Here is a 24,842-nt window from a genome sequence, read left to right on the forward strand (position 1 = left end):
TACACTACCGAAGTCTCGACGGGAGACGGAAGCGTCCCGCCTCACGAGCGGACACGACGGTTCCGGTCGTCGGCACGTTTATTTCGGTCCGACAATAACAGTTTCCCGGACATTACCGATGTACGACCTGACCGGGTTCCAGCGTGACCTGTTGTACGTGATCGCTGGGCAAGAGGAGCCGCACGGGCTGGCGATCAAAGCGGAGCTCGAGGACTACTACGAGAAGGAGATCCACCACGGGAGACTGTACCCGAACCTCGACACGCTCGTCGAGAAGGGACTCGTCGAGAAGGGGCAACGCGACCAACGAACCAACTTCTACACGCTCACGCGACGCGGGCGCCGGGAGATCGAGGCCCGCCGCGAGTGGGAGGGGCGCTACGTCGACCTCGAGTGAGCGCCGGCCCGGTCGCTCCCCGTCGAGCTCCCCGGTCGGGGTCCGTTCGTCGATGTTCTCCTCGCCGGGTTCTCTCCTCGCCGGATTCTCTCTTCCCCCGCGCTCCTCTCCCCGTCCATAGCCGAGTCACTCCTCGTCGGTCCCCTCCGCCGGCGGCTGTCGGTCCTGAGAGGGGGACTCCTCGGTCCCGCCGCCGTCCTCGACGGCGGCCGGGTCCGACTTCGTGGGAACGACTGACGGCCCCTCTGCGGTGAGGTGTGTGGGGTCGACCGCGTACGGCCGGAGCGGCTCCCCGGCGAGCAGTTCCGGGAGGACGATCCGGACGAAGTGCACGAGCAACACGAGCAGGATCGGCATGAGGAAGATCCCGTACCAGCCGAACAGCAGCGGGCCGAGGGTGTACGCGAGCATCACCGCCCCGACGTGGAGCGAGCGCCCGGAGACGTACGGCCGCAACACGAGGTCGGGGATCGTGTCGACGACGACCAGCGACGCGAGCGCGAACACGCCAACGAACGCCAGCCCTCCGGTGACATCGTTCGCCACCGCTCGAACCGCCATGAACGCCGTGACCGGGACGTACACGAGCTTCATCCCGACGATCGGGATCAGGCTCGCGACGCCCGCGATCAGTCCGACCAGCGCGGCCGCGGGGATGGCGCCGCCCTCGGGCGCGAACACGTTGAGCACCGAGTAGACGATCACGCCGATCGTGCCGGTGACGATCGCGTTGAGGATGTTTCCGAAGAAGATCGACTTCAGGTCGCGGTCGACCGCGAGCCCGTAGGCGTCGACGATCCCCGCCTGGTCGGTGAATCGGACGAGATACCGGCCGAGCCGTCCGCCGTCGCGAAGCAGATAGAACGCGAGCGCGAGCATGACGAACAGGTGGACCGCGCCGGTCCCGACGAACGCGACGGTGTCGGCCGCCTGCGCCAACGAGTTCAACGCCCCGCCGATCGTGTCGAGCGTGACGTACTGCTGCCAGTCGATCGCCGCGACCTGCGACGGGTCGGTCAGCATGTCGAGGGTGTCCTGGGTGAACGGGAGCTGTTCGAGGTAGCCGTTCCCCGCGATGTCGAGCTCCCGGATCTGGTTGGCGACGATCAGCAGGGCATAGCCCGCGAGCAGCAGTGCCGGCAGCACCATGGCGAAGATGGCGACCGCGGCGGCGACGCTCGGCTGCGGGATCCGCTTGCGGATCCGGTTGTAGACGGGGCGCGTCGCGTAGTAGATGAACACCCCGAACACGAACGTCCCGACGAACGAATACACCACGAACGTGAGCGCCGCTCCCAGCACCGCGCCGATGCCCCACCACGCCGTTCGCGACCAGTCGACATCGGAGAGCGCCATACCCTGTCCCCTCCGTCCGCCGACAAAAGCGTGTCGCGGGAGCGCACGTCCCGGGAGCGGCGGGCGCTCGCGGCCGGCCCGCCCGAAGAAGTATATACCGCTATAGAGTAATATTGAGGCCATGATCGCGACGGGTGCGGAGGGCGTCGTCGGGGATCCGCTGTCGCTGCCGGTCGTCCGGCTGGCGCTGGCGGCGGCGCTGGGGCTGTTCCTCGGACTGGAGCGCGAGTGGTCCGAGAAGTCCGCCGGGATCCGGACGTTCTCGCTGACGAGCCTCGTCGCCGCGGTGTTCACGCACCTGGCGATCGAGACAGACGTCGGCGGCGCGCTGCTGGCGGTCGGCGGGATCCTCGTCATCGTGCAGGGGGTGTTGCTGGCGGTCAGCGGCCTTCGGACCGGCGCCGACGGGTCGCTGTCGCTCACGACGTCGGTCTCGTTGCTGGCGGCGTACGGCGTCGGGGCGCTCGTCGCCGTCGGCGCCGTCGTGGAGGGCGTGACGGTCGCGGTGGTGTCGGCCGCGCTGCTGGTGTTGAAGCGGGAGCTACACTCGTTCGCGGGCGACCTCTCGCGCACGGAGTTGCGCTCGATGACCGAGTTCGCCGTCCTCGCGTTCGTCGTCTATCCGGTGTTGCCGGCGGGCGAACGGGTCGTGCTCGGCGTCCCGCTGGAGCCGCGGGTCGCGTGGCTCATGGTCGTCACCGTCGCGGGCATCGGGATGGTGAACTACGCGCTGGTGCGCACCTACGGCGGCCGCGGCATCGCCGTCACCGGGTTCCTGGGCGGGCTCGCCTCCTCGACGGCGGTCGTCGGGACGATGCTCGATCACGCGACCGACCGGGCGGAGTCGGTGTCGTACGCCGTCGCCGGCGTGCTGTTGGCGGACGCGGCGATGGCGCTGCGCAACCTCGCGATCGCCGTCGCGTTCACCGTCGGCGGCGACGCGCCCGTCCTGCTGGGCGTCGCCGCACCGCTGGGCGCGCTCGCGCTCGGGGCCGTCGCGGTGGCGGCGGCGACGGCCGACTGGCGTACCCGGGTCGACCTCGCCATCGAGTCGCCGTTCTCGCTCCGCAACGCGCTGGCGTTCGGCGCGGCGTTCCTCGTCATCCTCGCCGCCAGCAGCCTCGCGCAGGCCCGCTTCGGCACCGCCGGGCTGTACGCGTCGGCGGCCGTCTCGGGGCTGGTCTCCTCGGCCGGCGCGACCACCTCGGCGGTGCTGTTGTACCGCGGGGGCACCGTCGGCGCCGAGGCCGCGAGCGTCGCCGTCCTGCTCGCGACCGTCTCCAGCGTCGCGGTGAAGGCCGCCCTGGCGTTCGCCGGCCCGCGGGCGTTCGTGCGCCGCGTGGCCGCCTACAGCCTCGCGATCGTCGCAGGCGCCGCGGTCGTCGCCCTCGCGGCGACGATGGCGTGAACAGTCCGCGGCCGCGCGTGCGACCGGCGACAGCGCGTGCCGCCCGCGACCGCCCGGCATTGGATTTGCCACAAGATCTCCGTCCAGATCCGGACCAGTATCAAGTGAACCACTGTTTTATCATCTACCGTCCGCATCCACCGGCATGGACCGAGACACGGCCGAGGTGAGCGTCACCGAGATGCCTGGCGCTCGCGCCCGCGAGTGGGCCGCCTACCACCGGGACGTCGCCGCGACGTCGACGTACGTGTACGACTTCGTGTGGGACATCACCGCCGAGGCCGAGGGGCCGTTCTGCACCGACGTGGACGGGAACGTCCTGCTGGATTTCACCTCCCACGTCGCCGCCGCGCCGCTCGGCTACAACAACCCGAAGATCACGGACCGAATGGCCGAGTTCGACATGGTCGACCCGACGAAGATCGCCGGGCAGGACTTCTACGTCTCCGACGGCGCCGATCCCGGGGAGTCGGCGCTTCCCGGCCCCGCCGACCTGATGCACGAACTCGTCGACCGCACGGACCGCTACGGGCTCGACACCGTCTTCCTCTCGAACTCCGGCGCCGAGGCCGTCGAGAACGCGATCAAGGTCTGCTACGACGCCTCCGGCGGCGGCAAGTACGGCGTCACCTTCGACGGCGCGTTCCACGGGCGGACGCTCGGTGCGCTCTCGCTCAACCGCTCGAAGTCGGTGTACCGCCGGGACTTCCCCGAGGTTCCCGGGATCCACGACGTGCCCTTCTGTGACGACCGCGCGTGTTCGCCCGAGACGTGTTCGTGCGGCTTCTTCGTCGACGACGGCGACACGTCGCTGCTGCGGGAGAAGCTCGACCCGAAGACGGGGCACGTCGACCCCGAGGAGACTTCCTACATCATCATGGAGCCGATCCAGGGCGAGGGCGGCTACCGCTTCCCCTCCGAGCCGTTCATGGCGGAGGTCGCCGACCTCGCCGCCGAACACGACATCCCCCTCGTCGCCGACGAGATCCAGTCGGGGATGGGTCGCACCGGCGAGTTCTGGGGGTCGGACCACTACCCGATCGAGCCGGACGTGATCACCGGCGCGAAGGGGATGCGCGTCGGCGCCACGATCGCGAACGAGGACACCTTCCCCGACGAGCGCGCACGGCTCTCGTCGACGTGGGGCGCCGGCGACATCGTCGCCTCGGCCCAGGGCGTGTTCACGCTGCGCGCCATCGACGAGTACGACCTGCTCGACAACGCGGTCGTCCGCGGCGAGCAGTTCAAGGAGATCGTTCGCGACGCGGCCCTCGACGGCGTGACCGACGTGCGCGGGAAGGGCCTGATGCTCGCCGTCGAGTTCGAGTCCGCGGACCTCCGCGACGACGTGCAGGAGGCGGCGCTGCGCCGGGGCCTGCTCACGCTCGCGTGCGGCTCGACGGTGATCCGGATCCTGCCGCCGCTGGACGTGACCGAACGGGAGATCGAGATGGGTGCGGACCTCCTGATCGATGCCGCCGGCGACGTGAACTGAGACGGTCGAACCGCTCCGGCGCCCGCGCCGTTGCGTCTTTCTCGTCCGCCGCCGTTCCGTCCGTCCCCTTCCTCCGTCGCTACTGCTGGTAGCGCCGCTCGTCGCTTCGTTCGGGGTAGTCGCCCGCCCCGCCGCCGGCGCCGCCGGCCATCTCGTCGTACGTCATCCCCGAGAGGTACTCGTCGTAGGTCACGTCGAACGCCTGCCGGAGGTGGAAGTCGAGGTCGCCGGTGTCGAGCGTCCGCCGGAACAGCGCGTGGATCCCCCGCCGGACGAGTTCGTCGCGGTCGGTCCCGAGCGCCGCCGCGAGCAGCGACAGCTCGTGTTTCGTCTCGCGGTCCAGTTCGACCCCGATCTCGTCGTCGAGGTCGCCGTACTCCGCGGTGATCGCGTCGTCGAGGTCGTCGAGGCTCATGGTGGGTGGGTGTCGCGGCCGGCGGAAACCCGTTACGCTCCGGTTCGGTTCGCCCGGGTCGACCCGTCCGATTCGATCCGTCCGATCCGGGCCGACCGTCGGTTCACTCCGCGAACGCGGCGCCGCAGTACTCGCATCTCGACCCGTCCGCGACGCCGCGGGCGCCGCACTCCGGACAGTTCACCCTCGGGGGAGCCGAGCCGTCCGCGTCGCCGTCGGCACCGTCGGTGTCGCCGTTGGCTCCGTCGGCGCCGTCCTCGCGTTCGTCGGCGGTGTAGGCGACCGCCAGCCCGAGCGCCGCGACGGCGGCGCCGGTCGCCAGCCACACCGACGGCCCGGCGGCGAGGTAGAACGCGAGGACGCCGGGGAGGACGGCGACGCCGATTCCGGCCAGCAGCGAGGCGAGGACCAGGTCATGTCGCATCGGCGGATGCACGCACGGATCGCCACAAAGGCGTTTCGGGGGCCGACCGCGACCCCCTCCGCCGACCGCGACCCCCTCCGCAGACCGACGCCCGGGACCGTCAGCGCTTTTCGCCCGGCGGTCCCCCGTTCCGGTAATGAGTGCACACCTCCCCGACGACCCCGACGCGGCGCGGGAGGCGCTGATCGAGTGGTACGAAGACGATCACCGCGACTTCCCGTGGCGACGCACCGACGACCCCTACCGGATCCTCGTCTCGGAGGTGATGAGCCAGCAGACGCAGCTCTCGCGGGTCGAGGAGGCGTACGCCGACTTCCTCGACCGGTGGCCCGCGGCCGAGGACCTCGCGGCCGCCGAGCGCGGCGAGGTGGTCTCCTTCTGGTCGAACCACTCGCTGGGCTACAACAACCGCGCGAAGTACCTCCACGAGGCGGCCACGCAGGTCCGCGACGAGTACGGCGGGGAGTTCCCGACCGAGCCCGACGAGCTCCAGGAGCTGATGGGCGTCGGGCCCTACACCGCCAACGCGGTCGCGTCGTTCGCCTTCGACAACGGCGACGCGGTGGTCGACACGAACGTGAAGCGGGTGCTCCACCGCGCGTTCGGCGTCCCCGACGAGGACGCGGAGTTCGAGGGGGCCGCGTCCGCGCTGATGCCCGAGGGGGAATCGCGCGTCTGGAACAACGCGATCATGGAGCTGGGCGGCGTCGCCTGCGGACAGTCCCCGCGTTGTGACGAGGCGGGCTGCCCGTGGCGACGGTGGTGTCGCGCCTACGAGACGGGCGATTTCACCGCGCCGGACGTGCCCGAGCAGCCGAGCTTCGAGGGGAGCCGTCGGCAGTTCCGCGGGAAGGTCGTACGCGCGCTCGGGAACCACGACGAGTTGACGCTCGGCGAACTCGGCCCGCGCATCCGGGTCGACTACAGCCCCGAGGGCGACGGCGAGGGGAGCGAGGACTGGCTCCGCGGGCTCGTCGGCGACCTGGCGGACGACGGCCTCGTCGAGGTGACGGACGGCGAGGACGGAACGACGGTCCGACTGCGGCGATAGCGTGCGTTCGGAGTCGGCGGACCGCGGGCGACCGGAACGTGCCACCGCATGACCCGGGGTCCGTCGACCGTAATTCGTTTATTCGAGGTGCCCCGCCGGGGTTGTATGCCCACCTGCCAGAACTGCCAATCGTTCGTCACCGAACGGTACGTGAAAGTGTTCGAACCCGAGGGCGTCACCCAGCCCCGCGCGTGCCCCCACTGCGAGGACATGGTGCGCCGCGGGAAGACCGTCCGCGCGAAGAAGAACTGACCGTTCGGGGAGGGAACTCACGTCGCCGGCCGTCCGTCTCGTCGCCGTTCTCCGCCACCCGGTCGTTCCGTGTCCTTACGCGAGGAGCTCCCGTTCGTTCGGGTCGTACTCCACCACGCCGTGATCGTCCAGCAGCGGCAGGTGAACGTGGTGCAGCGAGATCACGGCGTGTTCGCGCGTCTCGTCGTCGGCCGGGTCGGCGTCCTCGCGGGCGACGACCGCGGCCGCGAGCGCCTCGAGGGGGATCGGCGCGGGTCGCGCGGCCGCGATCCCCAGCACGTGTCGCCGCCGCTCGGACGCCAGCACCCGGTGCCGCTCGTCCTCCGGAAGCGCCGCCGTCGACGGGTACCGTCCGATCGGCTCGTCGAGACTCTCCGACTGGTCACTCGGGCCGCGGAGCACGTCGTCTGCGGGCATAGTCCGAGGGAGGGTCCCCCGGAGCGTAAGCGCCCGGGCAACACACGTCGGTCGTGAGCGGGCGGCAACCGGCCCGATAGTGTCCGTTTCGTACTCACGAGACGACGAGTACCCACGATTGGTTACCAGTTCACCGACCAGCGTGTTCCGCCGGCGGAACCTTGAGAGCCCTTCGGATCGAGGGATGTGCGATATGGGACCGCAGCCGCTCTCGGAGGTCCAGCGCGAGACGTTGGCGTCGTTCCCGGGACGGGGGCACCCGTTGACGGCGAGCGAGGTCGCGAACCGAACCGGCGTCGGGCGACGGGCGGCGTACGACCGGCTCCGCCGCCTCGCCGAGGCCGGTCACCTCGAGACCAAGAAGGTCGGATCCGGCGGCCGGGTCTGGTGGCGTCCGCCGGCGCCCGAGGGGCCACGCTCGGACGCCGACAGGGCGGCCGAGCGGTCGGGGACGATCGAGAGTATCGAGTCGGACCGCGGGGCGACGCGCCACCAGTACCGGACGCTCGTCGAGCAGTTCCCGAACGGCGTGCTCGCGCTCGTCGACCGCGACATGCGCTACACGACCTTCGGCGGGACGCTCGAGGGCGAGACGGACGTGACGCCCGACGCGCTCGTCGGCGAGCCGCTCCGGGAGGCGCTGCCGGACGAGGTCGCCGACGCGGTGGTCCCGGGGTACGAGCGGGCGCTCGACGGCGAGGCGTCCGAATACGAGGCCGCGATCGACGACCACGTGTACCGCTTTCACTTCTACCCCGTCCGCGACGACGACGGCGAGGTGTTCGAGGCGCTGGGGATGTCCCAGGCGGTGACCGAGCGCGTCGAGTACCAGCGGGAGCTCGAGGAGCGGGTCCGCCAGCAGGAGGCCGTCGCCGCCCTCGGCCGGCACGCGCTCGAGGCCGACGACCTCGACGACCTGTTCGCGACGGCCGCGCGCGTCGTCGCGGAGACCCTCGACAACGACTACTGCACGGTGCTGGATCTGGACGACGAGTCCGGGGAACTGCGCGTGCGACAGGGAGTCGGCTGGGACGACGGCGTCGTGGGGTCGGCGACGGTGTCGGCCCTCGAGGACGGCTCCCAGGCGGCGTACACGCTGTGCACCTCGGAGCCGGTCGTCGTGGAGGACTTCCGCGAGGAGAGCCGCTTCGACGCCCCCGAACTGCTCACGTCCCACGGCGTTCGCAGCGGGATCTCCACGGTGATCGGACCGCCGGAGTCGCCGTGGGGGATCCTCGGAACCCACGACACCGAGCCGGCGACCCGATCGGACCACGACGCCGCGTTCGTTCGGGCTGTCGCGAACGTGCTCGCGTCGTCGATCGACCGGGCGCGCCACGAGCGGGAACTCGACCGGCAACGCGATCAGCTCGTCGCGCTCGACAGCGTCAGCCGGGTCGTCCGCGACATCACCGAGGCGGTGATCGACCGATCGACGCGCGCGGAGATCGAGACCGCCGTCTGCGAACGCCTCGCCGCCTCCGAGTCGTATCTGTTCGCGTGGATCGGCGACGCCGACGCCGCGAGCCGGGAGATACTCCCACGAGCGGAGGCCGGCGTCGAGGGGTATCTCGACGGGACCTGGGTCTCGATCGACCCCGACGACGAGCACGGGCAGGGGCCGACCGGTCGGGCGTATCGTACGCGGACGATCCAGACGACCGACCACGCCGCCGCCGACCCGCGCCAGGAGCCGTGGGCGGACCAGGTCGAGACCTACGGCTACCGCTCGTCGGCGGCGATCCCGATCGTTCACGGCGGAACCGTCTACGGGGTGTTGAACGTGTACACCGAGCGTCGCGAGGCGTTCGTCGGGCGCGAACGGGAGGTGATCGGGAAACTGGGCCAGGTGGTCGGCCACGCGATCGCGGCCGTCGAGCGCAAACGGGCGCTGTTGGGCGACGAGGTCGTCGAGCTGTCGTTCCTCGTCGAGGACGTGTTCGCCCCGACCGGGATCGACGCCGCTCCCGACCCGTTCCGGTTCGACGACGCGGTCCCGCTGGGGGACGACGAGTTCGTCGTCTTCGGCCGGACGACGGCCGCGGGCGTCGAGACGCTGGAGACGCTCGTCGACTCGCATTCGCTGTATCAGGACCTCCGTGTCCGCTCCGCCGACGACGGTCTGCGGTTCGAACTCTCCGTCGCCGACCTGCCGGTGCTGTCTGCGATCGCGTCCCACGGCGGGTCGATCGAGGACGCCGTCATCGAGGACGGGGACTACCGGCTGACGGTCCGGCTCTCCCCGAGCACGGACGCGCGCAGGGTGATCGACGCCATGCGCGAGACGTACCCCGATGTCAGGTTGGTGAAGCGACGGCAGATGACCCGGGCGGGGACAGACGGATCGGCCACCGCGGTTGCGCCGATCGACTCCCTCAGCGACCGTCAGCGGGCGGCGCTGTCGGCGGCATACCACGCCGGCTACTTCGAGTGGCCCCGCGACGCGACCGCAGAGGAGGTGGCTTCCTCGCTCGACATCGCGCGGTCGACGCTTCACCGACATCTCCGGACGTGCCAGCGCACGGTGTTCGCGGCGGCGTTCGAGGGCGGGTGAGCGGCACGCCGCCGCGCGGACAGTCGAGCACCGGCGAGCAGCGGGCCCGCCGAGAACTCCGAGAGCGCGGCGGCCTCCGTTACGGCTCGATCACCAGCTTCCCGAGGAAGCTGTCCTCCAGCACGGCGCGCTGGGCCTCCGCGGCGCCCTCCAGGTCGTAGCTGTGGGCGACCCGAATCGCGATGTCATCGCCCCACAGCGACGCCACGTCCGCGAGCGCGTCCGCGAGGCTCGGCGTGTTGAACATCGACATGAGCTGGAGGTTCAGGTCCTTGCCGCGGGCGGCCGACGACTGGGGGAACCCGATCGCGGGGTCGTTCTCGCCGATGCCGACGACCCGGCACCCCTGGGCGGCGACCTCGGCGTCGAAGCCGAGATACTGGTCGAGCCGGTGGTCTAAGATCACGTCGACGCCGTCGCCGTCGGCGGCGTCGACGACCGCCTCCGCGAGGTCGTCGCGGTTGTAGTCGAGCACCGCGTCGGCGCCGAGCGCCGCCACGTCGTCGTGGTACCCCTCCGCGGCGGTGGCGGTCACGTGCGCGCCGGTCGCGGCGGCGACCTGCACGGCGGCGTGGCCGACGCCGCCGGAGCCGCCGTGGATCAGGACCGTCTCGGCCGGACGCAGGTTCGCGTGCTGGACGAGCGCCCGCCACGCCGTGACGGCGGCGACGCCCGCGCCGCCGGCGGCGACGAGGTCGGCGCCGTCGGGCAACACCGCGATCCGGTCGTCCGGGACGGCGACGAACTCGGCGTAGCCGCCGGGCATCGCCCCCGACAGGCCGGTCGCGAACACGTTGTCGCCCTCCTCGATCCCCTCGACCGCCTCGCCGACCTCGACGGCCGTTCCGGCGGCGTCGACGCCGGGGATCGCGGGCAGGCCGTACGGCTCGTAGGAGCCCTCGCGGAAGTAGGTGTCGACCGGATTGACCCCCGCCGCTGCGACCTCGACGAGCACCTCGTCGGGGGCCGGATCCGGCCGGTCGACCTCGTCCACCTGGAGCACCGATTCGTCGCCGTGTTCGTGGTATCGGACCGCGCGCATGGTCGGTACTCCCCCCGAGGTGACTTAACTCCGGGCGGCGGCGGAACCGCGCTCACCGCGGCGACGGAGGCGACGCGGCCGCCGGCGACCGGTGGAGTGAAACCGTCCGCCGCGGTAGCCGTCGGATATGTCCCTCCGGCGCCTCGGCGCGACGACGTTCGCGGTCGGGCTGTTCGCGTGTCTCGTCTCGGCGGTGGCGTTCGGGGTCGCGTGGGGCGGCACCGAGGTGTTCTGTCCGGGGCCGCGGCGCCTGGCGGAGTACGCGCTCGTCGCGGTCGAGGGGATGCCGCCGACGGTGCGGTACACCGACGGCTGTAACGAGTTCGCGCTCAGTCCGCTCGTGCAGTGGTCCGGCCTCGCGGCGGCCGTCGGACTCGTGCTCGCCGCGGTCGGCCAGGCGACCGCCGGGTGAGCCGACGGTCGCTGAACCGGGCGGGCCGGCCCCGGACACCGCCGCGAGGACGGACACGGGCGTCGCCGCGAGTGCGACCGGAATCGGCGGGATTTAACCCCCCGAGTGGCTGCTATCCACACGCATGAGACTTCACGAGTATCAGGCGAAGCAGGTCTTCGCCGACGCCGGGATCCCGACCCCGGACTCGCGGCTCGCGTCCACCGTCGAGGAGGTCATGGACGCGGTCGACGAGATCGGCTACCCGGCGGCCATCAAGGCGCAGGTCCACGTCGGCGGACGTGGGAAGGCTGGGGGCATCGAGATCGCCACGAGCGCCGAGGAGGCGCGCGAGGCCGCCGAGTCCATCCTGGGGATGGACCTCAAGGGCTACACCGTCGACACGGTCCTCGTCGAGGCCGGCGTCGACTTCGAGAACGAGCTGTACGTGGGCATCACGATGGACCGCGGCGAGGGCGAGCCCGTCGCGATGGTCTCCACCGAGGGCGGCGTCGACATCGAGTCGGTCGCCGAGGAGACGCCAGAGAAGATCGCCCGCGAGCACATCGACCCCGCCTTCGGCCTGCACTCCTATCAGGCCCGGAAGGTCGTCTTCGAGGCCGGCATCCCGCGCGACGTGGCGATGGACGTGGCCTCGATCCTCTCGACGCTGTACGACCTGTACGAGTCGAAGGACGCCTCCGAGATCGAGATCAACCCCGTCATGATCACCTCGGACCGGGAGGTCGTCGCCGCGGACGCGGTGATGAACATCGACGAGGACGCGCTGTTCCGCCAGCCCGACCTCGCCGAGATGGAGGACGAGGCCGCCGGCGACGAGCTGGAGGCGAAGGCCAACGAGTACGGCTTCGACTACGTCCGCCTGTCGGGCAACGTCGGCATCATCGGCAACGGCGCCGGGCTCGTGATGACGACGCTCGACCTCGTGGACTACTACGGCGGCGCGCCCGCCAACTTCCTCGACATCGGCGGCGGCGCCAAGGCCGAGCGCGTCACGCAGGCGCTGGACATGGTGTTCTCCGACGAGAACGTCGACTCGGTCGTCTTCAACATCTTCGGCGGGATCACCCGCGGCGACGAGGTCGCCAAGGGGATCAACGAGGCGCTCGAAGGGTTCGACGAGATCCCCAAGCCGGTGGTCGTCCGCCTGGCGGGGACGAACGCCGAAGAGGGGATGGAGATCCTCAACGAGGACCTCGTGCAGGTCGAGGGAACGCTCGAGGACGCGGTTCAGCGTGCGGTCAAGAACGCGGAGGAGGTGACCCAATGAGTATCTTCGTCGACGACGACACTCGCGTCGTGGTGCAGGGCATCACGGGCGGGGAAGGGAAGTTCCACACCGAACAGATGCTGGAGTACGGCACGAACGTCGTCGCGGGCGCGGTGCCCGGCAAGGGCGGCCAGGAGGTCGCCGGCGTCCCCGTCTACGACACCGTCGACGAGGCCGTCGACGCCGAGGACGCCGACGCCTCCGTCGTGTTCGTCCCGCCGGCGTTCGCCGGCGACGCCGTCTTCGAGGCGCTCGACACCGACCTCGACCTCGTCGTCGCCATCACGGAGGGCATCCCGACCCAGGACATGGCGAAGGTGAACAAGCGCCTCTCGGAGGTCGACACGCGCCTGCTCGGCCCCAACTGCCCCGGGATCATCACCCCCGGCGAGGCGAAGCTGGGCATCCTCCCGGGCAACATCTTCGAGTCCGGCGACGTGGGGCTCGTCTCCCGCTCGGGCACCCTCACCTACCAGGTCGTCTCGAACCTGACCGAGCGCGGCATCGGCCAGACCACCGCCATCGGCATCGGCGGCGACCCGATCATCGGCACCTCCTTCGTCGACGCCCTCGAAGCCTTCGAGGCCGACCCCGACACGAAGGCGGTCGTGATGTGCGGCGAGATCGGCGGCGAGGACGAGGAGCAGGCCGCCCGCTACATCGCCGAGAACATGGACACGCCCGTCGCCGGCTTCATCGCCGGCCGCACCGCCCCGCCGGGCAAGCGCATGGGCCACGCCGGCGCCATCGTCTCCGGCTCGGGCACCGGCACCGCCGAGTCGAAGATCGGCGCGCTCAACGACGCGGGCGTCCCCGTCGGCGACACGCCCAACGAGGTCGCCGACCACATCGAGGACTTCCTCTAGACGCTTCGTTCCCCCGTTTTTCACCCGTCGTCGACCCCGAGAGCGCCCGCCAGGTCGCCGCGGGCGACCGTCTCGGCGGCCGGCGCCTCCGTCCCGCGGTCGTCCCCGCCGTATCCGGCGCCGGTGGCGACGAGGACGACGTGTTCGCCCGCGTCGACCGCGCCGCGCTCGCGGAGCCGCCGGAGTCCCGCCAGCGGCGTCGCCGACGCGGGCTCGACGCGGATCCCGGCGGCGACCAGGTCGCGTCGGGCCGCGTGGATCGCGCCGTCGTCGACGGCGAGCACCGCGCCGTCGGTGGCGCGGGCGGCCGCCAGCGCGCGCGTCCCGCTCGGCGGGTCGGGGTTGGCGATGGAGTAGGCGACCGTCTCGCCGACCTCCCCGCGCTCGAGCCTGGTCACCGCGTCGTCGCCGCGCTCGAACGCCGCCGCGACCGGCGCGCACGCGGCCGCCTGGACGAAGTACAGCCGCGGCGGGTCGTCGATCAGTCCCGCCGCGGTCGCCTCGCGGACCGCCTTCCAGGCGGCGCTGGCGTGGCCGCCGCTGCTGATCGGCATGACGACGGCGTCGGGCGCGTCGAGGGCGGCCTCGGGGGTCCCGCGCTCGCCCCCGCCGCCACCGCCGGCTTCGCCGCCACCGCCGCCAGCGCCGGCCTCGCCGCCACCGCCGCCAGCGCCGGCCTCGCCGGTCGCGAACGCCCGCAGGACCTCCAGAACGGTCGTCTTCTGGCCGGCGACGCGCAGCGGCGAGTCGGAGTTGACGAACGCGATCCCCGCCTCGGGGCCGAGCGCGAGCGCGTCGTGATACAGGCGGCCGTAGTCGCCGTCGACGCGGACGATCCGCGGGTCGTACGCGGCGATCCGTCGGAGCCGCGCCGCGGAGATGTCCGCGGGGACGAGCACGACGCACTCGAGGCCCGCGCCCGCGGCGTGGGCCGCCATCGAGACGGCCATGTTCCCGTGGGAGACCGTCCCGACGGCGTCGGGGGCGTCGTCCCCGGCGACCGCGGCGACGCCGACGGCGCTGCCGCGGTCCTTGAACGAGCCGGTCGGGTTCGTTCCCTCGATCTTCACGTGGACGCGGGCGCCGTCCGCGTCGAGCCCCGGCGCGCGAACCAGCGGCGTCGCGCCGGCGGCCGCCGCGAGCCCGCCCGGGGGCGGCTCGACCGGGAGGAGGTCGCCGAACGCCCACACGCCGTCGCGGTCGGGCCACGCGACCCCGTCGGGGTCGGTGTCGAACCACAGCGGCTCGCCGCAGTCGTCACACCGTTGGCCCGACTCGGCGGTCCGGCCGCAGGCGTCGCAGGTGAGCACGTCCGAACGCGGGTGGGCGGTCGGGAAAAGCCCGACGCCCCTCGACGGGACGGCGGCCGACCCACGCACGGCCCCGTGATCGACCGACGACGGGACTCACGTCCGCCACGGAATATCGTCACCGATCCCCACGCCGTATGCCAACTTTTCGCGTTCGGGAGCGACGGACTCTTTCGTGTGAGCCGTGAATCGCGAGTCAGCTCCGGCGTCACCGACGCCGAGGGCCCTCCCTACACATGAACGCACGATCCACGATCCCCGCGCTCGTATTGCTCTCCGTGCTGGTCGGCGCCGTCGCCCTCGCGGGCGGCCTCGCCGCCGGCACCGCGACCGCACAGACGGCCAACGCCACCGCCGACGTGAGCGTCGACGACCAGACCGGCGCCGAGTCGGTGACCGTCGCCGAGGCGACGCTGCCCGAGGGCGGCTTCGTCGTCGTCTACAACGCCTCCGGCGGCATCGTCGGCGTCTCCGAGTACCTGGACAACGGCACCCACGAGGACGTGACCCTCGAGGTCTCGCCCGAGTTCTCGCGCAGCCAGGTCGCCGTGGCCGAGGTCCGCGCCGACGACGGCGACGAGTCGTTCAACGCCTCCGCCGACGCGCCGTACACGAACGACAACGGCCAGCCCATCGGCGACACCGCGTACGTGACCGTCGAGGAAACCGAGACGGCCACCCCGACGGCGACGGCGACCGCCACCGCGACGGCGACCGAGTCGGACGAGCCCGCGACGACCGCCGCGACCGACGAGCCCACCGAGACGAGCGGTCCCGGCTTCGGGATCGCCGCGGCCCTGATCGCGCTGGTCGGCGCCGCGCTGCTCGCGCGCCGGTAACGTCCGCGACCCCGTCGCCGGACCGACGCATCGACACCGAACGCGAGCTCCCTTTGTGCACCCAGATCCCAGCAGATCGCGAGCCGTCCGACCGCGGAACGCGGGATTGAACCCTCGTCGCCGGCTACCGACGGGTATGACCGACGAGACTCCCGACGGGTCGGGGACGGCGACGGATGCAGAGCCCGCGGCTGACGCCGGAGACGGCGGCGACGGCGGCGACGGCGGCGACGGCGGCGGCGACGCGGACGACGAGTGGCTCGCTCGCCTCCGCGGGATGCGCGACGAGAAGGACGAGTTCCTCGCGAGCGACCCCCAGTCCCCCCTCGATCCGTCGCTGCGCGACGACTTCGACGGCCTCGACTACTTCGAGCCCGACCCCGCCTACCGCGTGACGGCGTCCCTGGAGGTGCACGACGACCCCGACGCGGTCGAGCTGACGGTTCGCAACGGTACCGCCGAGCGGTTCCACCGCGTCGCGACGCTGTCGTTCACGCTCCCGAGCGCCGGCGGCGGCGAGGTCGAGGAGACGCTCACGGCGCTGCGTGCGGACGGCTCGGCGGCGCTGTTCCTCCCGTTCAGGGACAAGACGACCGGCCAGCAGACGTACGACGGCGGCCGGTACATGGACCTCCACCCCGACGGCGACCTCGACGGGATCGACGAGGTGACGCTGGATTTCAACCTCGCGTACACGCCCTTCTGCGCGTTCGCGGACGCGTTCGCCTGCCCGCTGCCGCCGACCGACAACTGGCTCGAGGTCGCGGTGCCCGCCGGCGAGCGCGACCCGGCGCTGGAGTGAGGCGGCTGGCGCAGTCGGTACCCGACGCTGGAGTGAGGCGGGCGCAGTCGCGACCGGCCGAAAAGTAACCCTTAGTACGGGCGAGATCCCATTGGCGCCCATGCAACGAACGGTCGTCCTCGGCGCGGTTCTCATGCTCGTCGGCACCGTGCTGTTCTTCCCGAGCCTGGGCCCCCAGTCCGGGTCGCTCGCGAGTTGGGCGCTGGTCCCGGCGGCGGCACTGCTCACCTACGGAACCTACCTGGTCGGGACGAGCGAACCCGGTCGCGCGGTCTGATCCGGCCCCCGACTCACTCCTCCTCGTCCGCGGCGTACCGCTCCAGCGCAGCCGCCGCGCCGGCGCCGACGTACCCCGCGTCGACGCCGACGATCTGGTAGTCGTACCCCACCTCCGACCAGCGGTCGATCTCCGCGGGCGAGGTCGCGAGCGTGCCGACCGGCACCGAACTCTCCGCGAGCACCCGCTCGACGGCCGCGAGGAACCGCTCGGAGTCGTACTCGCCGAAGACGCTCAGGTCCGCCGAGAGGTCGGCCGGGCCGACGAGTAGCGCGTCGAGCCCGTCGACGGCGGCGATGTCGCCGGCGTTCGCGACCGCCGTTTCGGTCTCGATCTGGGCGATAGTCGCGACGCGGTCGTTCGCCCGCCCGTAGTAGTCGTCGAGGTCGCGACCGTACGCCGACGCGCGCGTGCCCGCGACGCCGCGGCGTCCCTCCGGCGGGTAGCGCGCGGCCGCGACGAACTCCTCGGCCTCCTCGCGGGTGTTCACCTGCGGCGCCATCACGCCCGCCGCGCCGGTGTCGAGGACGCGCTTGATCCGGACGTGGTCGTTCCACGCGACCCGGACCACGGCCGCCGTGTCGCCGGCGGCGTTCGCGTCCCTCGTGTCGCCGGCGGCGTTCGGCTCGGCGTCGGCGTCGTCGTTGCCGCGGGCGTCGGTGCCGCCCGGACCGTCGCGGGCGTTCGCTGCGTCGACCGCGCGGACGGCCGCCTCCACGGACTCGGTGTCCGTCGGCGCGTGTTCGGTGTCGATCACGACGAAGTCGGCGTCGGTGAGCGCGAGCTGTTCGGCGATCTGCGGCGACGGCGTCGACAGCCAGTGGCCGGCGGGGCGCTCGCGGAGGGTCGCGCGCAGGCCCGCGAGGCCGGAGTCGTCGGTCATGCGAACCGCTCCTCGCCGACGGGACATCAATCCGGCAGAACCCGCACTCCGCTGCCGCTATGCCGACGCCGACCGAACGATGCCGGCCAGGAGTGCGCCGCCGGCGACGGCGACGACGACGACGGCGACCGCGATAACCTCGGCGGGCGACTGGTCGATCCACCGCTGGAGCCACCACGCCGCGTAGTGGATCTGCGTGTACACGAAGAAGCGGTACGGGAAGTGGACCCACGCGATCAGCGTCACGGCGGAGATTCCCAGGTAGTCGACGGCGTCGCGCTCCCGTACCCACATGGGGGCGACTCGCCGTCGGGGTCACAAAAGCGTTCGTCCCCGGCTCTCGGGGGTGAGAACGCCGTGCGCGTCGACCGTTCGTCGCGCGGCCGTCGGGGCGGCTACTCGTCGTCCTGGGCCGCCTCGACGCGGCCCGCGTACGTCTCGAGTTCGTCGGCGAGCTCGCGCGCCTCGGCCGCCGAGAGGGTTACCCCCTCGGCGTGGGCCGGGAGTTCGGTCAGTCCGGTGTTGTCGAGTTCGAGTTCGAGCGTGACGTGGTCGGGGTTCTCCCGCGGCGCCGTGACGTTCAACACGGCGACGGCCTCCTCCTCGAAGCCGTGGCCGCGGGCGTGGCCGTCGAGCAGGTCGAAGGTGGTGTAGGCGTTGACGCGGATGAGCCGGTCGGGCATGGGCGGCCCTCAGTCGTCCGACGGGATAGGGCTGCCGTCGGCGCGCGCCGGCGCCGGCGACGCGTCCATGTCGTCCTCGTCGGCGTACGGGTACCACGTCATCTTCGTGTTGTGCATGTACGGGTCCTCGTAGGCGGTCTCCTCGGGCTCGACGAGCTCGGCGAGCGTCTCCTCGTCGGTCCGCTCGACGAAGTCGCGGAAGGACTCGTCCCCCTCGCGGCGCTCCTCGAAGTTGGCGAGGAGGTTCGCGATCGCGCCGGGAACCTCGTCGGCGGGCACGCGCTGTTCGACCCACTCGGCGAAGCGCGGCTCGGCGCCGAGGCCGCCGCCGAGGCCGATGTCGAGCGCCTCGACCGGCTCGCCGTCCTTGCGGGTCTTCATGCCGCGGAGGCTGATGTCGGCGATCTGCGGCTGCGCGCAGGAGGCGGTGCAGCCCGACAGGTGGATGTGGAAGTCCTCGACGCCGTCGGGCACCTCGACGTTCTCCTTGAGCCAGCGGGCGTACCGCACCTGCCGGTTCTTCGTCTCGACGATGGACAGCGAGCAGAACTCCGTCCCCGTGCAGGCGATGGAGCCGCGCATGAACGTGTGCGGGTCCGGCTCGTAGGTGTCGAGCAGGTCCTCGGCGAGCAGCGCGTCGAGGTCCTCCTCGGGCACGTCGGTGACGATGACGTTCTGGCGCTGGGTGACGCGGACCTCGCCGGAGCCGTATTCGTCGGCGATGCGGGCGAGCTCTCGGGTGTCGTCGGCGCCCATCCGGCCGACCAGGACGTTCAGGCCGACGTAGTAGTCGCCGTCGTTCTGCTCGTTGACGCCGACGTGGTCGTGGTGGCCCGCGTCGTTGCGGCCGGAGTTGTACGTGTACTCGTCGCGCAGGTCCTCGCCGGCGTGCTGGAGCTCGAAGTCGACGAACTCCTCCTGGAGCGTCTCGCGGATCTTCTCGGTCCCCCACTCGTCGGTGAGGAACTTCATCCGGGCGTTGTAGCGGTCCTCGCGGTCGCCGTACTCGCGAAACAGCGCCGAGATGCCGCCCGCGACCGCGTCGGCGTCCTCCGGCGGGACGAACACGTCGATGTCACGGGCGAGCCGCGGCTCGTTGCGCGAGAGGCCGCCGCCGACGCGGACGTTGAACCCCTTGACGCCGTCCTTCTCGGCCGGCTCGAACGCGAGGTCGTTGATGTCGCCCTGGCCGCAGCCCTCCTCGCAACCGGTGACGCTCACCTTCCACTTGCGGGGGAGGTTCGAGTGCTCGTCGTTGCCCTTGAACGTCTCGTTGAGGTCCATCGCGACCGGCAGCGCGTCGACGAACTCGTTGGAGTCCTTGCCGGCGACGGGGCAGCCGACGATGTTGCGCCAGGAGTCGCCACACGCCTGTTGGGTGGACAGCCCGTTCGCCTCCAGCTTCTCGAAGATCTCGGGCACGTCCTCCAGGCGGATCCAGTGGAGCTGGATCGACTGGCGGGTCGTCCAGTCGACGTACGCGTCGCCGAACTCGGGGTTCTCGGCGGGGCCGCGGGCGTACTCGTCGGCGATATCGGCGACGACCTCGACCTGCCCCGGCTTCAGCACGCCGTTGGGCGTCCCGATCCGCATCATGAAGTAGCTCTCCTGGCCGTTCCGCTGGTGGTACAGCCCCCACCACTTGAAGCGCTCGAACCAGGCGTCGTGTTCGTCCTCCGGGATCGACTCCCACCCCTCCTCGGCGAACTCCATCAGGTGCTCCCTGATCTCGTTGCCGTACACCTCCGATTTCCAGTTTTCGACGTCCGTGGGCATTCGTGGACGAACACAGTCGCCCGACGACCCTAAAGCGCGCCTCCGCGTCAATCCTCCCCGACGCTGTCGGGAACCGGCAACGCTTGCGAGGCCGCCGGCGCGCCGAGGGCGCCGTCCGGGAACCGGACCGCCTCGCCCGCGACGGAACGGAACTCGCCGTCGACGATCCGCCCGACGGGGAGCCCCCGGACGGTCGCCGCCTGTCCACACCGGATGCACTGCCCGTACACGTCGGCCGTCACGGTGCGGCCGTCGACGCCCACGTCGGTGAAGCCCTCGACGACGTAGTCGGCGCAGTCGCAGGCGCACACCGGATCGTCGCCGCCGGCGACGCGCCACAGTTCGCTGACGCTGACCCGGCGTTCGTCGTTCACGGACACCCACGCGCCGTCGTCGAGCACGCGGAGGGCGACGCTCATACGGTATCGAGGCGGTGGACGGACATACCCCCGTCGCCGGACGCAACGGCCGACGGTTCCGGTGACGCCGACGGCGGCGGGGATCGCCCGCCTCCGTTCGGATCGCCGCGATCCAGCCGTCCCGAATAGCGGCAACAACATCCTCGACCGGGGAGCGTCGGTCACGCTTGACCGTGCGACGTGGCTTATGGTAGTGGGGTATCTGTAGTGTAGTGATGGCAGAACAGACGACCGACGACCGATACGGCGACGAAGAAGTCGACACCTCTCATCTCGACGATCTCGAGGACGGCTGCGGCTGCGCGGAGGTGTGGGAGCACCTCTCCGAGGACGAGGACGCCGACGAGGCGGAGTAAGGCTGCTGGTGTAGTTGGCAGGACGCTGTTCCGTCTGTTCCCTTCATAGGTGGGATCGTCTCGTATTCCTCGAGTACATAGCATCGGCTACTTTCAACAGTCCGGGCATTCTCAGTGGATTCACGACAGAATTCTTGTCGAATTGAGAGTAGAGACCCGACCTGGACAGATTAGCACTGGTCCAATCTACCGTCCAATCTAACTTTTCCCAAGATAAATTGAAGTGTTGACGTGTGTCATACTGAATAGTAAATGAAATTGTCCGATCTCATCGACAAGAACTGGAACAGTTACGAGCGAAAACGGTTCCTGAAGGACGATACGAAACACAAGACGGATCGATTCGATCCGGAATCGTTCAAGCACGACGGGTTCGACGATCGCGAAAAGTATCTTAACCGGTATGTGCCGGCACTTGCAGATGAAACCAGGGTTCAATCGGAACTCACTGACTTCACACCACCGCGACTGAACGCCATCAACGATTCTCCCTATCAGGCGCTCGTCATCCGCTACGGAATCCTTCGTCAACTGATTCAACAACCCGACTACAGTATGACAAAGGGACGGTTGCTGGACGCTGTACAAGGCTGGCAACGAGACATGATCGAGGAGTCGGATGAGCGTTCCTTCCCCGACACTGACGACCTGCTCCATCTCGCACAGGCTGCCGTCGACTACGAGAACAGAATAGACGACTCGGAACTACACATGGTGTACAGCTATTTTGAGTTGCATAATCGAGCACAAGAAAGTAAACATCAGTACTACACATGGTTAGACTTCTTCCAGCGGCTCTCGGCCATCGGCCGGTTCCCCAAGGTATCGAGATCCGAGACGCCGGAACATGCCCGTGATACCATCGAGAAGGGACTGTGGTCGCTTCAGGAACAGGCGCTGGTCTATGAGGTAAACGGCGAGGATTCCGAGGAACTCACCGGCATTCCCGACGAGTACGTTCCGATCGTACAGGAGTGGCTCTACTATGAGATGTCCGACCGGAACTTCCTCCAGATGCTGGAGACGTTGGAGCCGTTCGACCGTCAATCCGTCCTGGTCGAAGCGAACGAGAAGTTCGACATTGAAGCGAAGAACTACGGACGGAATCAAAAGCGGAGAGAGAACATCGTCGATGCGGGCGTATACCCAAGCGAACTGCTGAAAACGGTCGTCGACAAGGACGATCTGAAAGCGATCGTCGAGCGGTACGGACTCGATGCGCACAAGCGGAAGACCGATGAAATGGTGTCAGCGATCATCGAATACTTCGAACAATCCCAGAAGACCGTCGATGACAACGAGCCGGCAGTAGATCTGTATTTGGACGCGTTCGAGGAGATAGCGAATGGAGCGATAACGGAAGTCCCACCCCAGCTTCAGGATCTCGTTGATGCGGACAATCCCGATGAGAAACTCGACATCCTGTTCGAGGATGCGACCGCCGAGATCTTCGAGGAAGCGTTCAACCTGACCGGCACGAACAAACTAGGGCAGCAGGCGTCCGGTGTCGTGGCGGACGGAGAGATCAAGCAGGACGGCCGATGGTTACTCTGGGACAACAAGCGCAGACGAGGAACGTTCAAACTCGACAGCGATACCAGGAGCAAGATCAAGAACTACATCGACACGAAAGGCGAGCAACACGATGTCGAGTGGTTTCTGATAATCGCACCCGAGTTCACCGAACAGGCAGCGGAGAACGCGCTACAGTTGGAAATGCGGACCGAAACGGATATTCGATTGGTTCGGGCGGCAGACCTGAAGTCGCTGGCGGAGCTCTGGCGGGAACGGTATGCGGACGAGGGTCGTGAACTTCCCCTTTCGATCTTCCTCGGGTCCGAGATGTTCGACGTGGATGCGGCCGCTACGTTGCTCGAAACGCAGTTCTCCTGAACACCCGATCTCTTGTTGGTTCACTCAGGATTGGTCCGTACTTACCGGAAGGCCAGCAAATCGAGAATAATTCGTTCGGTTATACGGACTCCATTCTGGTGGAGTATCGTATTTCGGCATCAAACGGTCCGAATGTATGCCGGGGGTGGGCTCCGAACCACGCCGGGACGGCCGTCCTCGCGACGCTCGGACGGCGCGCCCCGTCTACTCGACGCTCGCTTCGCTCGCGTCGACCCATCCTGGGTTCGTCACGATCACTCCGGCATGCTTCAGCCTCCGCTCGTCACTTCGTTCCTCGCTCCGCGAGAAGCATGCCGGGGGTGGGCTCCGAACCCACGATCTCCGCATGGCCCAGGTACGAGGCTCGGCGGGCCCCGTTGGGGCGGAGGCTTCCAAGGCGTTCCGCACCGAATCTCGAAACCCTATGAGTGCGGCGCTATGTCCAGCTAAGCCACCCCGGCTCACGTGGTCGTCGGGCGGTCGCACTCTTGAAGCTTCCCATCGCGAACCGGTGCGCCACGCCGAACCACACGGCGGCGGCGCCCCGCGCGTGCGACGCCTCGGGCCGACGGCGTTCCGCCGCGCGACCGGCGTACCCGCCGGGTTTAAGCCACGGGGCGGGCGAAACGCTGGTATGAGTCTGCCGGAACTGGTCCGGGGAGAGCTGGGCGATGAGGACCCCGTCGCCCGCGTCCACCTCGGCGGGGACGACGAACTGTTCGTCACCCCGACCCGCACGCTGATCTACCGCGCGGAAGGGCTGCTCTCCGACGAGTCCACCGATGAGCTCCCCCACGACGCCGAGCGCGTGGCCGTCTCCGAGTCGCGTCGGAAGGCGAAGTTCACCCTCGAGTACGGCCTCGACGGCGAGCGCACGTTCTCCGTGCCGCGCGGCTCCCTCGACGAAGTCCTCCACCCCGTGCTCGCGGGCGTCCTCTCGGCGTCCGGGATCACCGACCCGGGCGAGACCGTCGAGCGCACCTTCCGCTTCTCGGAGCTCACGCTCGTCGTCACCTCCGCACGGCTGGTCAAGCACATCGGCGCGGCCGTCTGGGACGACGACTACGAGGAGTTCCACTACGACGACGTGACCGACCTCACCTTCGAGGAGGGGAGCGTCGCCACCACGCTGGTGCTCACCGTCAACGGGCGCCAGGAGCGGTTCAAGGCGCCCAGCGACAGCGCCCGAGCGATCAAAGAGCGCCTCACGAACGCGCTGTTGGCCCACTACGACGTGGACTCGCTGGAGGAGTTCCGCGCGCTCGCGGCGGCCGCCGACGGCGAGGACGACGCCGACGAGTCGGTCGACCGGACCGACTTCGGCGGCGGCCCCGACCCGCTGTCGGCCGAGCCCGCGGAGGTCGACACCGACGCCGGCACCCGCGAGGAGCCGCTCGCCGACGAGGAGGCCGCCGAGCCGAGCGCGGACGCCGCGGCCGGGGCGAGCGAACAGTCGGGGACGGCCGGCGCCGCGGGGACCGCGGCCGCGACGGGGATGCACAGGGACGCCGACGCGGTCGACGCGGCCGATCCGGGGGCCGTCGACGCCGACGCCGCCGGAGCCGAGGCGGCCGAGCGCGACGGCTTCGGCGACTCGGGGTTCGAGCCCGCCGAACCCACCGACGACGTGGCCGAGGAAGTGGCGGCCCTCAGGGAGCTCGTCGAGCGCCAGGGCGAGCAGATCGAACGCCAGACGGAGCTCGTCGAGCAGCTGATCGAGGAACTGCGCCGCGGCCGTTGACTGCCGTCGTCCCGGTCGTTCACTCCTCGCGCCCGGTCACCTTCCGGATACACGAGGATCCGAACGGCCCGAGTTCCCCCGCGTCGAGTCTGACGAAGTGGCCGGTCGTGATCCCCGCGCCGCAGCGACGACACGAGAAGTCTCCCTCCCGACGGATCACCTGCGAGTCGAACCGGACGAACCCGGAGCCGTGGACGCGAACGACCGCGTCCTCGCGGTCGATGACCCCGCGGCGTTCGGCCTCGTCGAGCACCTCGCGGGTGACCGCGGGGCTCGTCGTCACCGTCTCCAGCCGGTCGATCAGCTCGGGGAGCGGGAGCTCGTCGTCCTCGAGGTGCTCCAGCAGCTCCACGCCGAGCGCGACCGTCTCCTCGCGAGTTCGGGCGGGCGTGTCGTCGTCCGGGGGCACGTCGGCCGCGGTTCGCCGCGGTCGCTGTTAAGCGTCTCGGGTGTCCCGGGGCCGACGCGTCGCCCGGGGGTGCCGTCGTGAACTCGTCGCCGCCG

27 protein-coding genes and 1 tRNA gene are annotated in these 24,842 nt (G+C 69.9%); 15 read left to right on the forward strand and 13 right to left on the reverse strand.

All coding sequences use genetic code 11. The features are described 5' to 3' along the window. Nucleotides 1–118: 118 nt before the first annotated feature. Nucleotides 119–397 (forward strand): PadR family transcriptional regulator, encoded by a 279-nt coding sequence (locus tag K6T36_RS06050; RefSeq protein ID WP_222608541.1) that lies wholly within the window; start codon nt 119–121, stop codon nt 395–397. Between the two features lie 126 nt (nt 398–523). On the opposite strand, the gene K6T36_RS06055 is transcribed toward K6T36_RS06050, so the two are convergent. Further along, nucleotides 524–1,753, reverse strand: a complete 1,230-nt coding sequence (locus tag K6T36_RS06055; protein WP_222923049.1) for an AI-2E family transporter — start codon at nt 1,751–1,753, stop codon at nt 524–526. Between the two features lie 121 nt (nt 1,754–1,874). Between K6T36_RS06055 and K6T36_RS06060 the strand changes: the two genes are divergently transcribed. Together K6T36_RS06060 and K6T36_RS06065 are read left to right on the forward strand one after the other, a co-directional pair. Further along, a complete protein-coding gene (locus tag K6T36_RS06060) occupies nt 1,875–3,161 on the forward strand; it encodes an MgtC/SapB family protein (protein ID WP_222923050.1) in 1,287 nt (428 codons plus the stop codon). Between the two features lie 145 nt (nt 3,162–3,306). Next, entirely contained in the window at nt 3,307–4,656 is a 1,350-nt protein-coding gene (locus K6T36_RS06065; protein WP_222923051.1) for an aminotransferase class III-fold pyridoxal phosphate-dependent enzyme, read from the forward strand. 79 nt (nt 4,657–4,735) lie between these two features. Here the strand turns inward: K6T36_RS06065 and K6T36_RS06070 are convergent, their stop codons facing one another. Both K6T36_RS06070 and K6T36_RS06075 read right to left on the reverse strand, forming a co-directional pair. Continuing rightward, the gene (locus K6T36_RS06070) at nt 4,736–5,071 is read right to left on the reverse strand and encodes a ribbon-helix-helix protein (RefSeq protein ID WP_222923052.1); all 336 of its coding nucleotides are present in this window, start codon (nt 5,069–5,071) and stop codon (nt 4,736–4,738) included. 103 nt (nt 5,072–5,174) lie between these two features. After that, nucleotides 5,175–5,495, reverse strand: coding sequence for a hypothetical protein (locus K6T36_RS06075; protein ID WP_222923053.1), 321 nt, complete (start codon nt 5,493–5,495; stop codon nt 5,175–5,177). 136 nt (nt 5,496–5,631) lie between these two features. On the opposite strand from K6T36_RS06075, the gene K6T36_RS06080 reads away from it, so the two are divergent. After that, nucleotides 5,632–6,546 carry an HhH-GPD family protein gene (locus K6T36_RS06080; RefSeq protein WP_222923054.1) on the forward strand — a complete coding sequence of 305 codons (915 nt, stop codon included), beginning with the start codon at nt 5,632–5,634 and terminating at the stop codon, nt 6,544–6,546. A gap of 105 nt (nt 6,547–6,651) precedes the next feature. Beyond that, nucleotides 6,652–6,798, forward strand: coding sequence for a DUF7563 family protein (locus K6T36_RS06085; RefSeq protein ID WP_222608548.1), 147 nt, complete (start codon nt 6,652–6,654; stop codon nt 6,796–6,798). Nucleotides 6,799–6,873: 75 nt separating this feature from the next. On the opposite strand, the gene K6T36_RS06090 is transcribed toward K6T36_RS06085, so the two are convergent. Further along, nucleotides 6,874–7,215 (reverse strand): DUF7344 domain-containing protein, encoded by a 342-nt coding sequence (locus K6T36_RS06090; protein WP_222923055.1) that lies wholly within the window; start codon nt 7,213–7,215, stop codon nt 6,874–6,876. 193 nt (nt 7,216–7,408) lie between these two features. On the opposite strand from K6T36_RS06090, the gene K6T36_RS06095 reads away from it, so the two are divergent. Then, nucleotides 7,409–9,769: a bacterio-opsin activator domain-containing protein gene (locus K6T36_RS06095; protein ID WP_222923056.1), complete on the forward strand. Its 2,361-nt coding sequence runs from the start codon at nt 7,409–7,411 to the stop codon at nt 9,767–9,769. A gap of 79 nt (nt 9,770–9,848) precedes the next feature. Here the strand turns inward: K6T36_RS06095 and K6T36_RS06100 are convergent, their stop codons facing one another. After that, nucleotides 9,849–10,811 carry an NADPH:quinone reductase gene (locus K6T36_RS06100; RefSeq protein WP_222923057.1) on the reverse strand — a complete coding sequence of 321 codons (963 nt, stop codon included), beginning with the start codon at nt 10,809–10,811 and terminating at the stop codon, nt 9,849–9,851. Between the two features lie 127 nt (nt 10,812–10,938). Here K6T36_RS06100 and K6T36_RS06105 point away from each other — a divergent pair, with 127 nt between their 5' ends. The 3 genes from K6T36_RS06105 to sucD all read left to right on the forward strand — a co-directional run bounded on the left by K6T36_RS06105 (nt 10,939) and on the right by sucD (nt 13,359). Next, entirely contained in the window at nt 10,939–11,223 is a 285-nt protein-coding gene (locus K6T36_RS06105; protein WP_222923058.1) for a hypothetical protein, read from the forward strand. Between the two features lie 124 nt (nt 11,224–11,347). Further along, nucleotides 11,348–12,493: an ADP-forming succinate--CoA ligase subunit beta gene (sucC, locus tag K6T36_RS06110; RefSeq protein WP_222923059.1), complete on the forward strand. Its 1,146-nt coding sequence runs from the start codon at nt 11,348–11,350 to the stop codon at nt 12,491–12,493. Further along, nucleotides 12,490–13,359 carry a succinate--CoA ligase subunit alpha gene (sucD, locus tag K6T36_RS06115; RefSeq protein ID WP_222923060.1) on the forward strand — a complete coding sequence of 290 codons (870 nt, stop codon included), beginning with the start codon at nt 12,490–12,492 and terminating at the stop codon, nt 13,357–13,359. The genes sucC and sucD overlap by 4 nt, the downstream gene beginning before the upstream one ends. Before the next feature lie 20 nt (nt 13,360–13,379). Here the strand turns inward: sucD and K6T36_RS06120 are convergent, their stop codons facing one another. Continuing rightward, nucleotides 13,380–14,669: a threonine synthase gene (locus tag K6T36_RS06120; RefSeq protein WP_222923061.1), complete on the reverse strand. Its 1,290-nt coding sequence runs from the start codon at nt 14,667–14,669 to the stop codon at nt 13,380–13,382. A gap of 236 nt (nt 14,670–14,905) precedes the next feature. On the opposite strand from K6T36_RS06120, the gene K6T36_RS06125 reads away from it, so the two are divergent. The 3 genes from K6T36_RS06125 to K6T36_RS06135 all read left to right on the forward strand — a co-directional run bounded on the left by K6T36_RS06125 (nt 14,906) and on the right by K6T36_RS06135 (nt 16,587). Beyond that, nucleotides 14,906–15,508: a DUF7282 domain-containing protein gene (locus K6T36_RS06125; RefSeq protein WP_222923062.1), complete on the forward strand. Its 603-nt coding sequence runs from the start codon at nt 14,906–14,908 to the stop codon at nt 15,506–15,508. Nucleotides 15,509–15,785: 277 nt separating this feature from the next. After that, a complete protein-coding gene (locus tag K6T36_RS06130; protein WP_225935216.1) occupies nt 15,786–16,310 on the forward strand; it encodes a DUF1684 domain-containing protein in 525 nt (174 codons plus the stop codon). A 100-nt stretch (nt 16,311–16,410) separates the two neighbouring features. Further along, nucleotides 16,411–16,587 carry a DUF8178 family membrane protein gene (locus K6T36_RS06135; RefSeq protein ID WP_222923489.1) on the forward strand — a complete coding sequence of 59 codons (177 nt, stop codon included), beginning with the start codon at nt 16,411–16,413 and terminating at the stop codon, nt 16,585–16,587. A 13-nt stretch (nt 16,588–16,600) separates the two neighbouring features. Here the strand turns inward: K6T36_RS06135 and K6T36_RS06140 are convergent, their stop codons facing one another. The 5 genes from K6T36_RS06140 to K6T36_RS06160 all read right to left on the reverse strand — a co-directional run bounded on the left by K6T36_RS06140 (nt 16,601) and on the right by K6T36_RS06160 (nt 20,348). After that, nucleotides 16,601–17,470, reverse strand: a complete 870-nt coding sequence (locus K6T36_RS06140; protein ID WP_222923064.1) for an HpcH/HpaI aldolase family protein — start codon at nt 17,468–17,470, stop codon at nt 16,601–16,603. 57 nt (nt 17,471–17,527) lie between these two features. After that, on the reverse strand, nt 17,528–17,764 hold the full coding sequence (locus tag K6T36_RS06145; protein WP_222608559.1) for a hypothetical protein: 237 nt from the start codon (nt 17,762–17,764) through the stop codon (nt 17,528–17,530). Between the two features lie 101 nt (nt 17,765–17,865). After that, nucleotides 17,866–18,153 (reverse strand): DUF6360 family protein, encoded by a 288-nt coding sequence (locus K6T36_RS06150; protein ID WP_222923065.1) that lies wholly within the window; start codon nt 18,151–18,153, stop codon nt 17,866–17,868. Nucleotides 18,154–18,162: 9 nt separating this feature from the next. Further along, entirely contained in the window at nt 18,163–19,929 is a 1,767-nt protein-coding gene (locus K6T36_RS06155; protein ID WP_222923066.1) for a nitrite/sulfite reductase, read from the reverse strand. A gap of 47 nt (nt 19,930–19,976) precedes the next feature. Further along, nucleotides 19,977–20,348 (reverse strand): DUF8134 family protein, encoded by a 372-nt coding sequence (locus K6T36_RS06160; RefSeq protein WP_225935195.1) that lies wholly within the window; start codon nt 20,346–20,348, stop codon nt 19,977–19,979. Nucleotides 20,349–20,563: 215 nt separating this feature from the next. On the opposite strand from K6T36_RS06160, the gene K6T36_RS06165 reads away from it, so the two are divergent. Next, the gene (locus tag K6T36_RS06165) at nt 20,564–20,704 is read left to right on the forward strand and encodes a hypothetical protein (RefSeq protein ID WP_222923067.1); all 141 of its coding nucleotides are present in this window, start codon (nt 20,564–20,566) and stop codon (nt 20,702–20,704) included. Nucleotides 20,705–20,956: 252 nt separating this feature from the next. Next, nucleotides 20,957–22,597: a hypothetical protein gene (locus K6T36_RS06170; RefSeq protein ID WP_222923068.1), complete on the forward strand. Its 1,641-nt coding sequence runs from the start codon at nt 20,957–20,959 to the stop codon at nt 22,595–22,597. A gap of 312 nt (nt 22,598–22,909) precedes the next feature. Here the strand turns inward: K6T36_RS06170 and K6T36_RS06175 are convergent. Beyond that, nucleotides 22,910–23,058, reverse strand: a tRNA-Met gene (locus K6T36_RS06175). Between the two features lie 173 nt (nt 23,059–23,231). Here K6T36_RS06175 and K6T36_RS06180 point away from each other — a divergent pair. Beyond that, nucleotides 23,232–24,338 carry a DUF7115 domain-containing protein gene (locus tag K6T36_RS06180; protein WP_222923069.1) on the forward strand — a complete coding sequence of 369 codons (1,107 nt, stop codon included), beginning with the start codon at nt 23,232–23,234 and terminating at the stop codon, nt 24,336–24,338. Nucleotides 24,339–24,357: 19 nt separating this feature from the next. On the opposite strand, the gene K6T36_RS06185 is transcribed toward K6T36_RS06180, so the two are convergent. After that, nucleotides 24,358–24,747 (reverse strand): DUF5830 family protein, encoded by a 390-nt coding sequence (locus K6T36_RS06185; RefSeq protein ID WP_222923070.1) that lies wholly within the window; start codon nt 24,745–24,747, stop codon nt 24,358–24,360. Between the last annotated feature and the right edge of the window lie 95 nt (nt 24,748–24,842).

The organism is Halobaculum roseum (assembly GCF_019880245.1).
Taxonomy (GTDB): Archaea; Halobacteriota; Halobacteria; order Halobacteriales; family Haloferacaceae; genus Halobaculum; species Halobaculum roseum.

Coding starts and splice junctions, on each gene's coding strand:
- K6T36_RS06055 (WP_222923049.1), bottom strand. CDS start 1,753: ATGGCGCTCTCCGATGTCGACTGGTCGCGAACGGCGTGGTGGGGCATC.
- K6T36_RS06150 (WP_222923065.1), bottom strand. CDS start 18,153: ATGCCCGACCGGCTCATCCGCGTCAACGCCTACACCACCTTCGACCTG.
- K6T36_RS06165 (WP_222923067.1), top strand. CDS start 20,564: ATGGCAGAACAGACGACCGACGACCGATACGGCGACGAAGAAGTCGAC.
- K6T36_RS06130 (WP_225935216.1), top strand. CDS start 15,786: ATGCGCGACGAGAAGGACGAGTTCCTCGCGAGCGACCCCCAGTCCCCC.
- K6T36_RS06070 (WP_222923052.1), bottom strand. CDS start 5,071: ATGAGCCTCGACGACCTCGACGACGCGATCACCGCGGAGTACGGCGAC.
- sucD (WP_222923060.1), top strand. CDS start 12,490: ATGAGTATCTTCGTCGACGACGACACTCGCGTCGTGGTGCAGGGCATC.
- K6T36_RS06065 (WP_222923051.1), top strand. CDS start 3,307: ATGGACCGAGACACGGCCGAGGTGAGCGTCACCGAGATGCCTGGCGCT.
- K6T36_RS06140 (WP_222923064.1), bottom strand. CDS start 17,470: ATGACCGACGACTCCGGCCTCGCGGGCCTGCGCGCGACCCTCCGCGAG.
- K6T36_RS06135 (WP_222923489.1), top strand. CDS start 16,411: ATGCAACGAACGGTCGTCCTCGGCGCGGTTCTCATGCTCGTCGGCACC.
- K6T36_RS06125 (WP_222923062.1), top strand. CDS start 14,906: ATGAACGCACGATCCACGATCCCCGCGCTCGTATTGCTCTCCGTGCTG.
- K6T36_RS06050 (WP_222608541.1), top strand. CDS start 119: ATGTACGACCTGACCGGGTTCCAGCGTGACCTGTTGTACGTGATCGCT.
- K6T36_RS06170 (WP_222923068.1), top strand. CDS start 20,957: ATGAAATTGTCCGATCTCATCGACAAGAACTGGAACAGTTACGAGCGA.
- K6T36_RS06105 (WP_222923058.1), top strand. CDS start 10,939: ATGTCCCTCCGGCGCCTCGGCGCGACGACGTTCGCGGTCGGGCTGTTC.
- K6T36_RS06155 (WP_222923066.1), bottom strand. CDS start 19,929: ATGCCCACGGACGTCGAAAACTGGAAATCGGAGGTGTACGGCAACGAG.
- K6T36_RS06145 (WP_222608559.1), bottom strand. CDS start 17,764: ATGTGGGTACGGGAGCGCGACGCCGTCGACTACCTGGGAATCTCCGCC.
- K6T36_RS06075 (WP_222923053.1), bottom strand. CDS start 5,495: ATGCGACATGACCTGGTCCTCGCCTCGCTGCTGGCCGGAATCGGCGTC.
- K6T36_RS06090 (WP_222923055.1), bottom strand. CDS start 7,215: ATGCCCGCAGACGACGTGCTCCGCGGCCCGAGTGACCAGTCGGAGAGT.
- K6T36_RS06060 (WP_222923050.1), top strand. CDS start 1,875: ATGATCGCGACGGGTGCGGAGGGCGTCGTCGGGGATCCGCTGTCGCTG.
- K6T36_RS06160 (WP_225935195.1), bottom strand. CDS start 20,348: ATGAGCGTCGCCCTCCGCGTGCTCGACGACGGCGCGTGGGTGTCCGTG.
- sucC (WP_222923059.1), top strand. CDS start 11,348: ATGAGACTTCACGAGTATCAGGCGAAGCAGGTCTTCGCCGACGCCGGG.
- K6T36_RS06180 (WP_222923069.1), top strand. CDS start 23,232: ATGAGTCTGCCGGAACTGGTCCGGGGAGAGCTGGGCGATGAGGACCCC.
- K6T36_RS06080 (WP_222923054.1), top strand. CDS start 5,632: ATGAGTGCACACCTCCCCGACGACCCCGACGCGGCGCGGGAGGCGCTG.
- K6T36_RS06095 (WP_222923056.1), top strand. CDS start 7,409: ATGGGACCGCAGCCGCTCTCGGAGGTCCAGCGCGAGACGTTGGCGTCG.
- K6T36_RS06085 (WP_222608548.1), top strand. CDS start 6,652: ATGCCCACCTGCCAGAACTGCCAATCGTTCGTCACCGAACGGTACGTG.
- K6T36_RS06100 (WP_222923057.1), bottom strand. CDS start 10,811: ATGCGCGCGGTCCGATACCACGAACACGGCGACGAATCGGTGCTCCAG.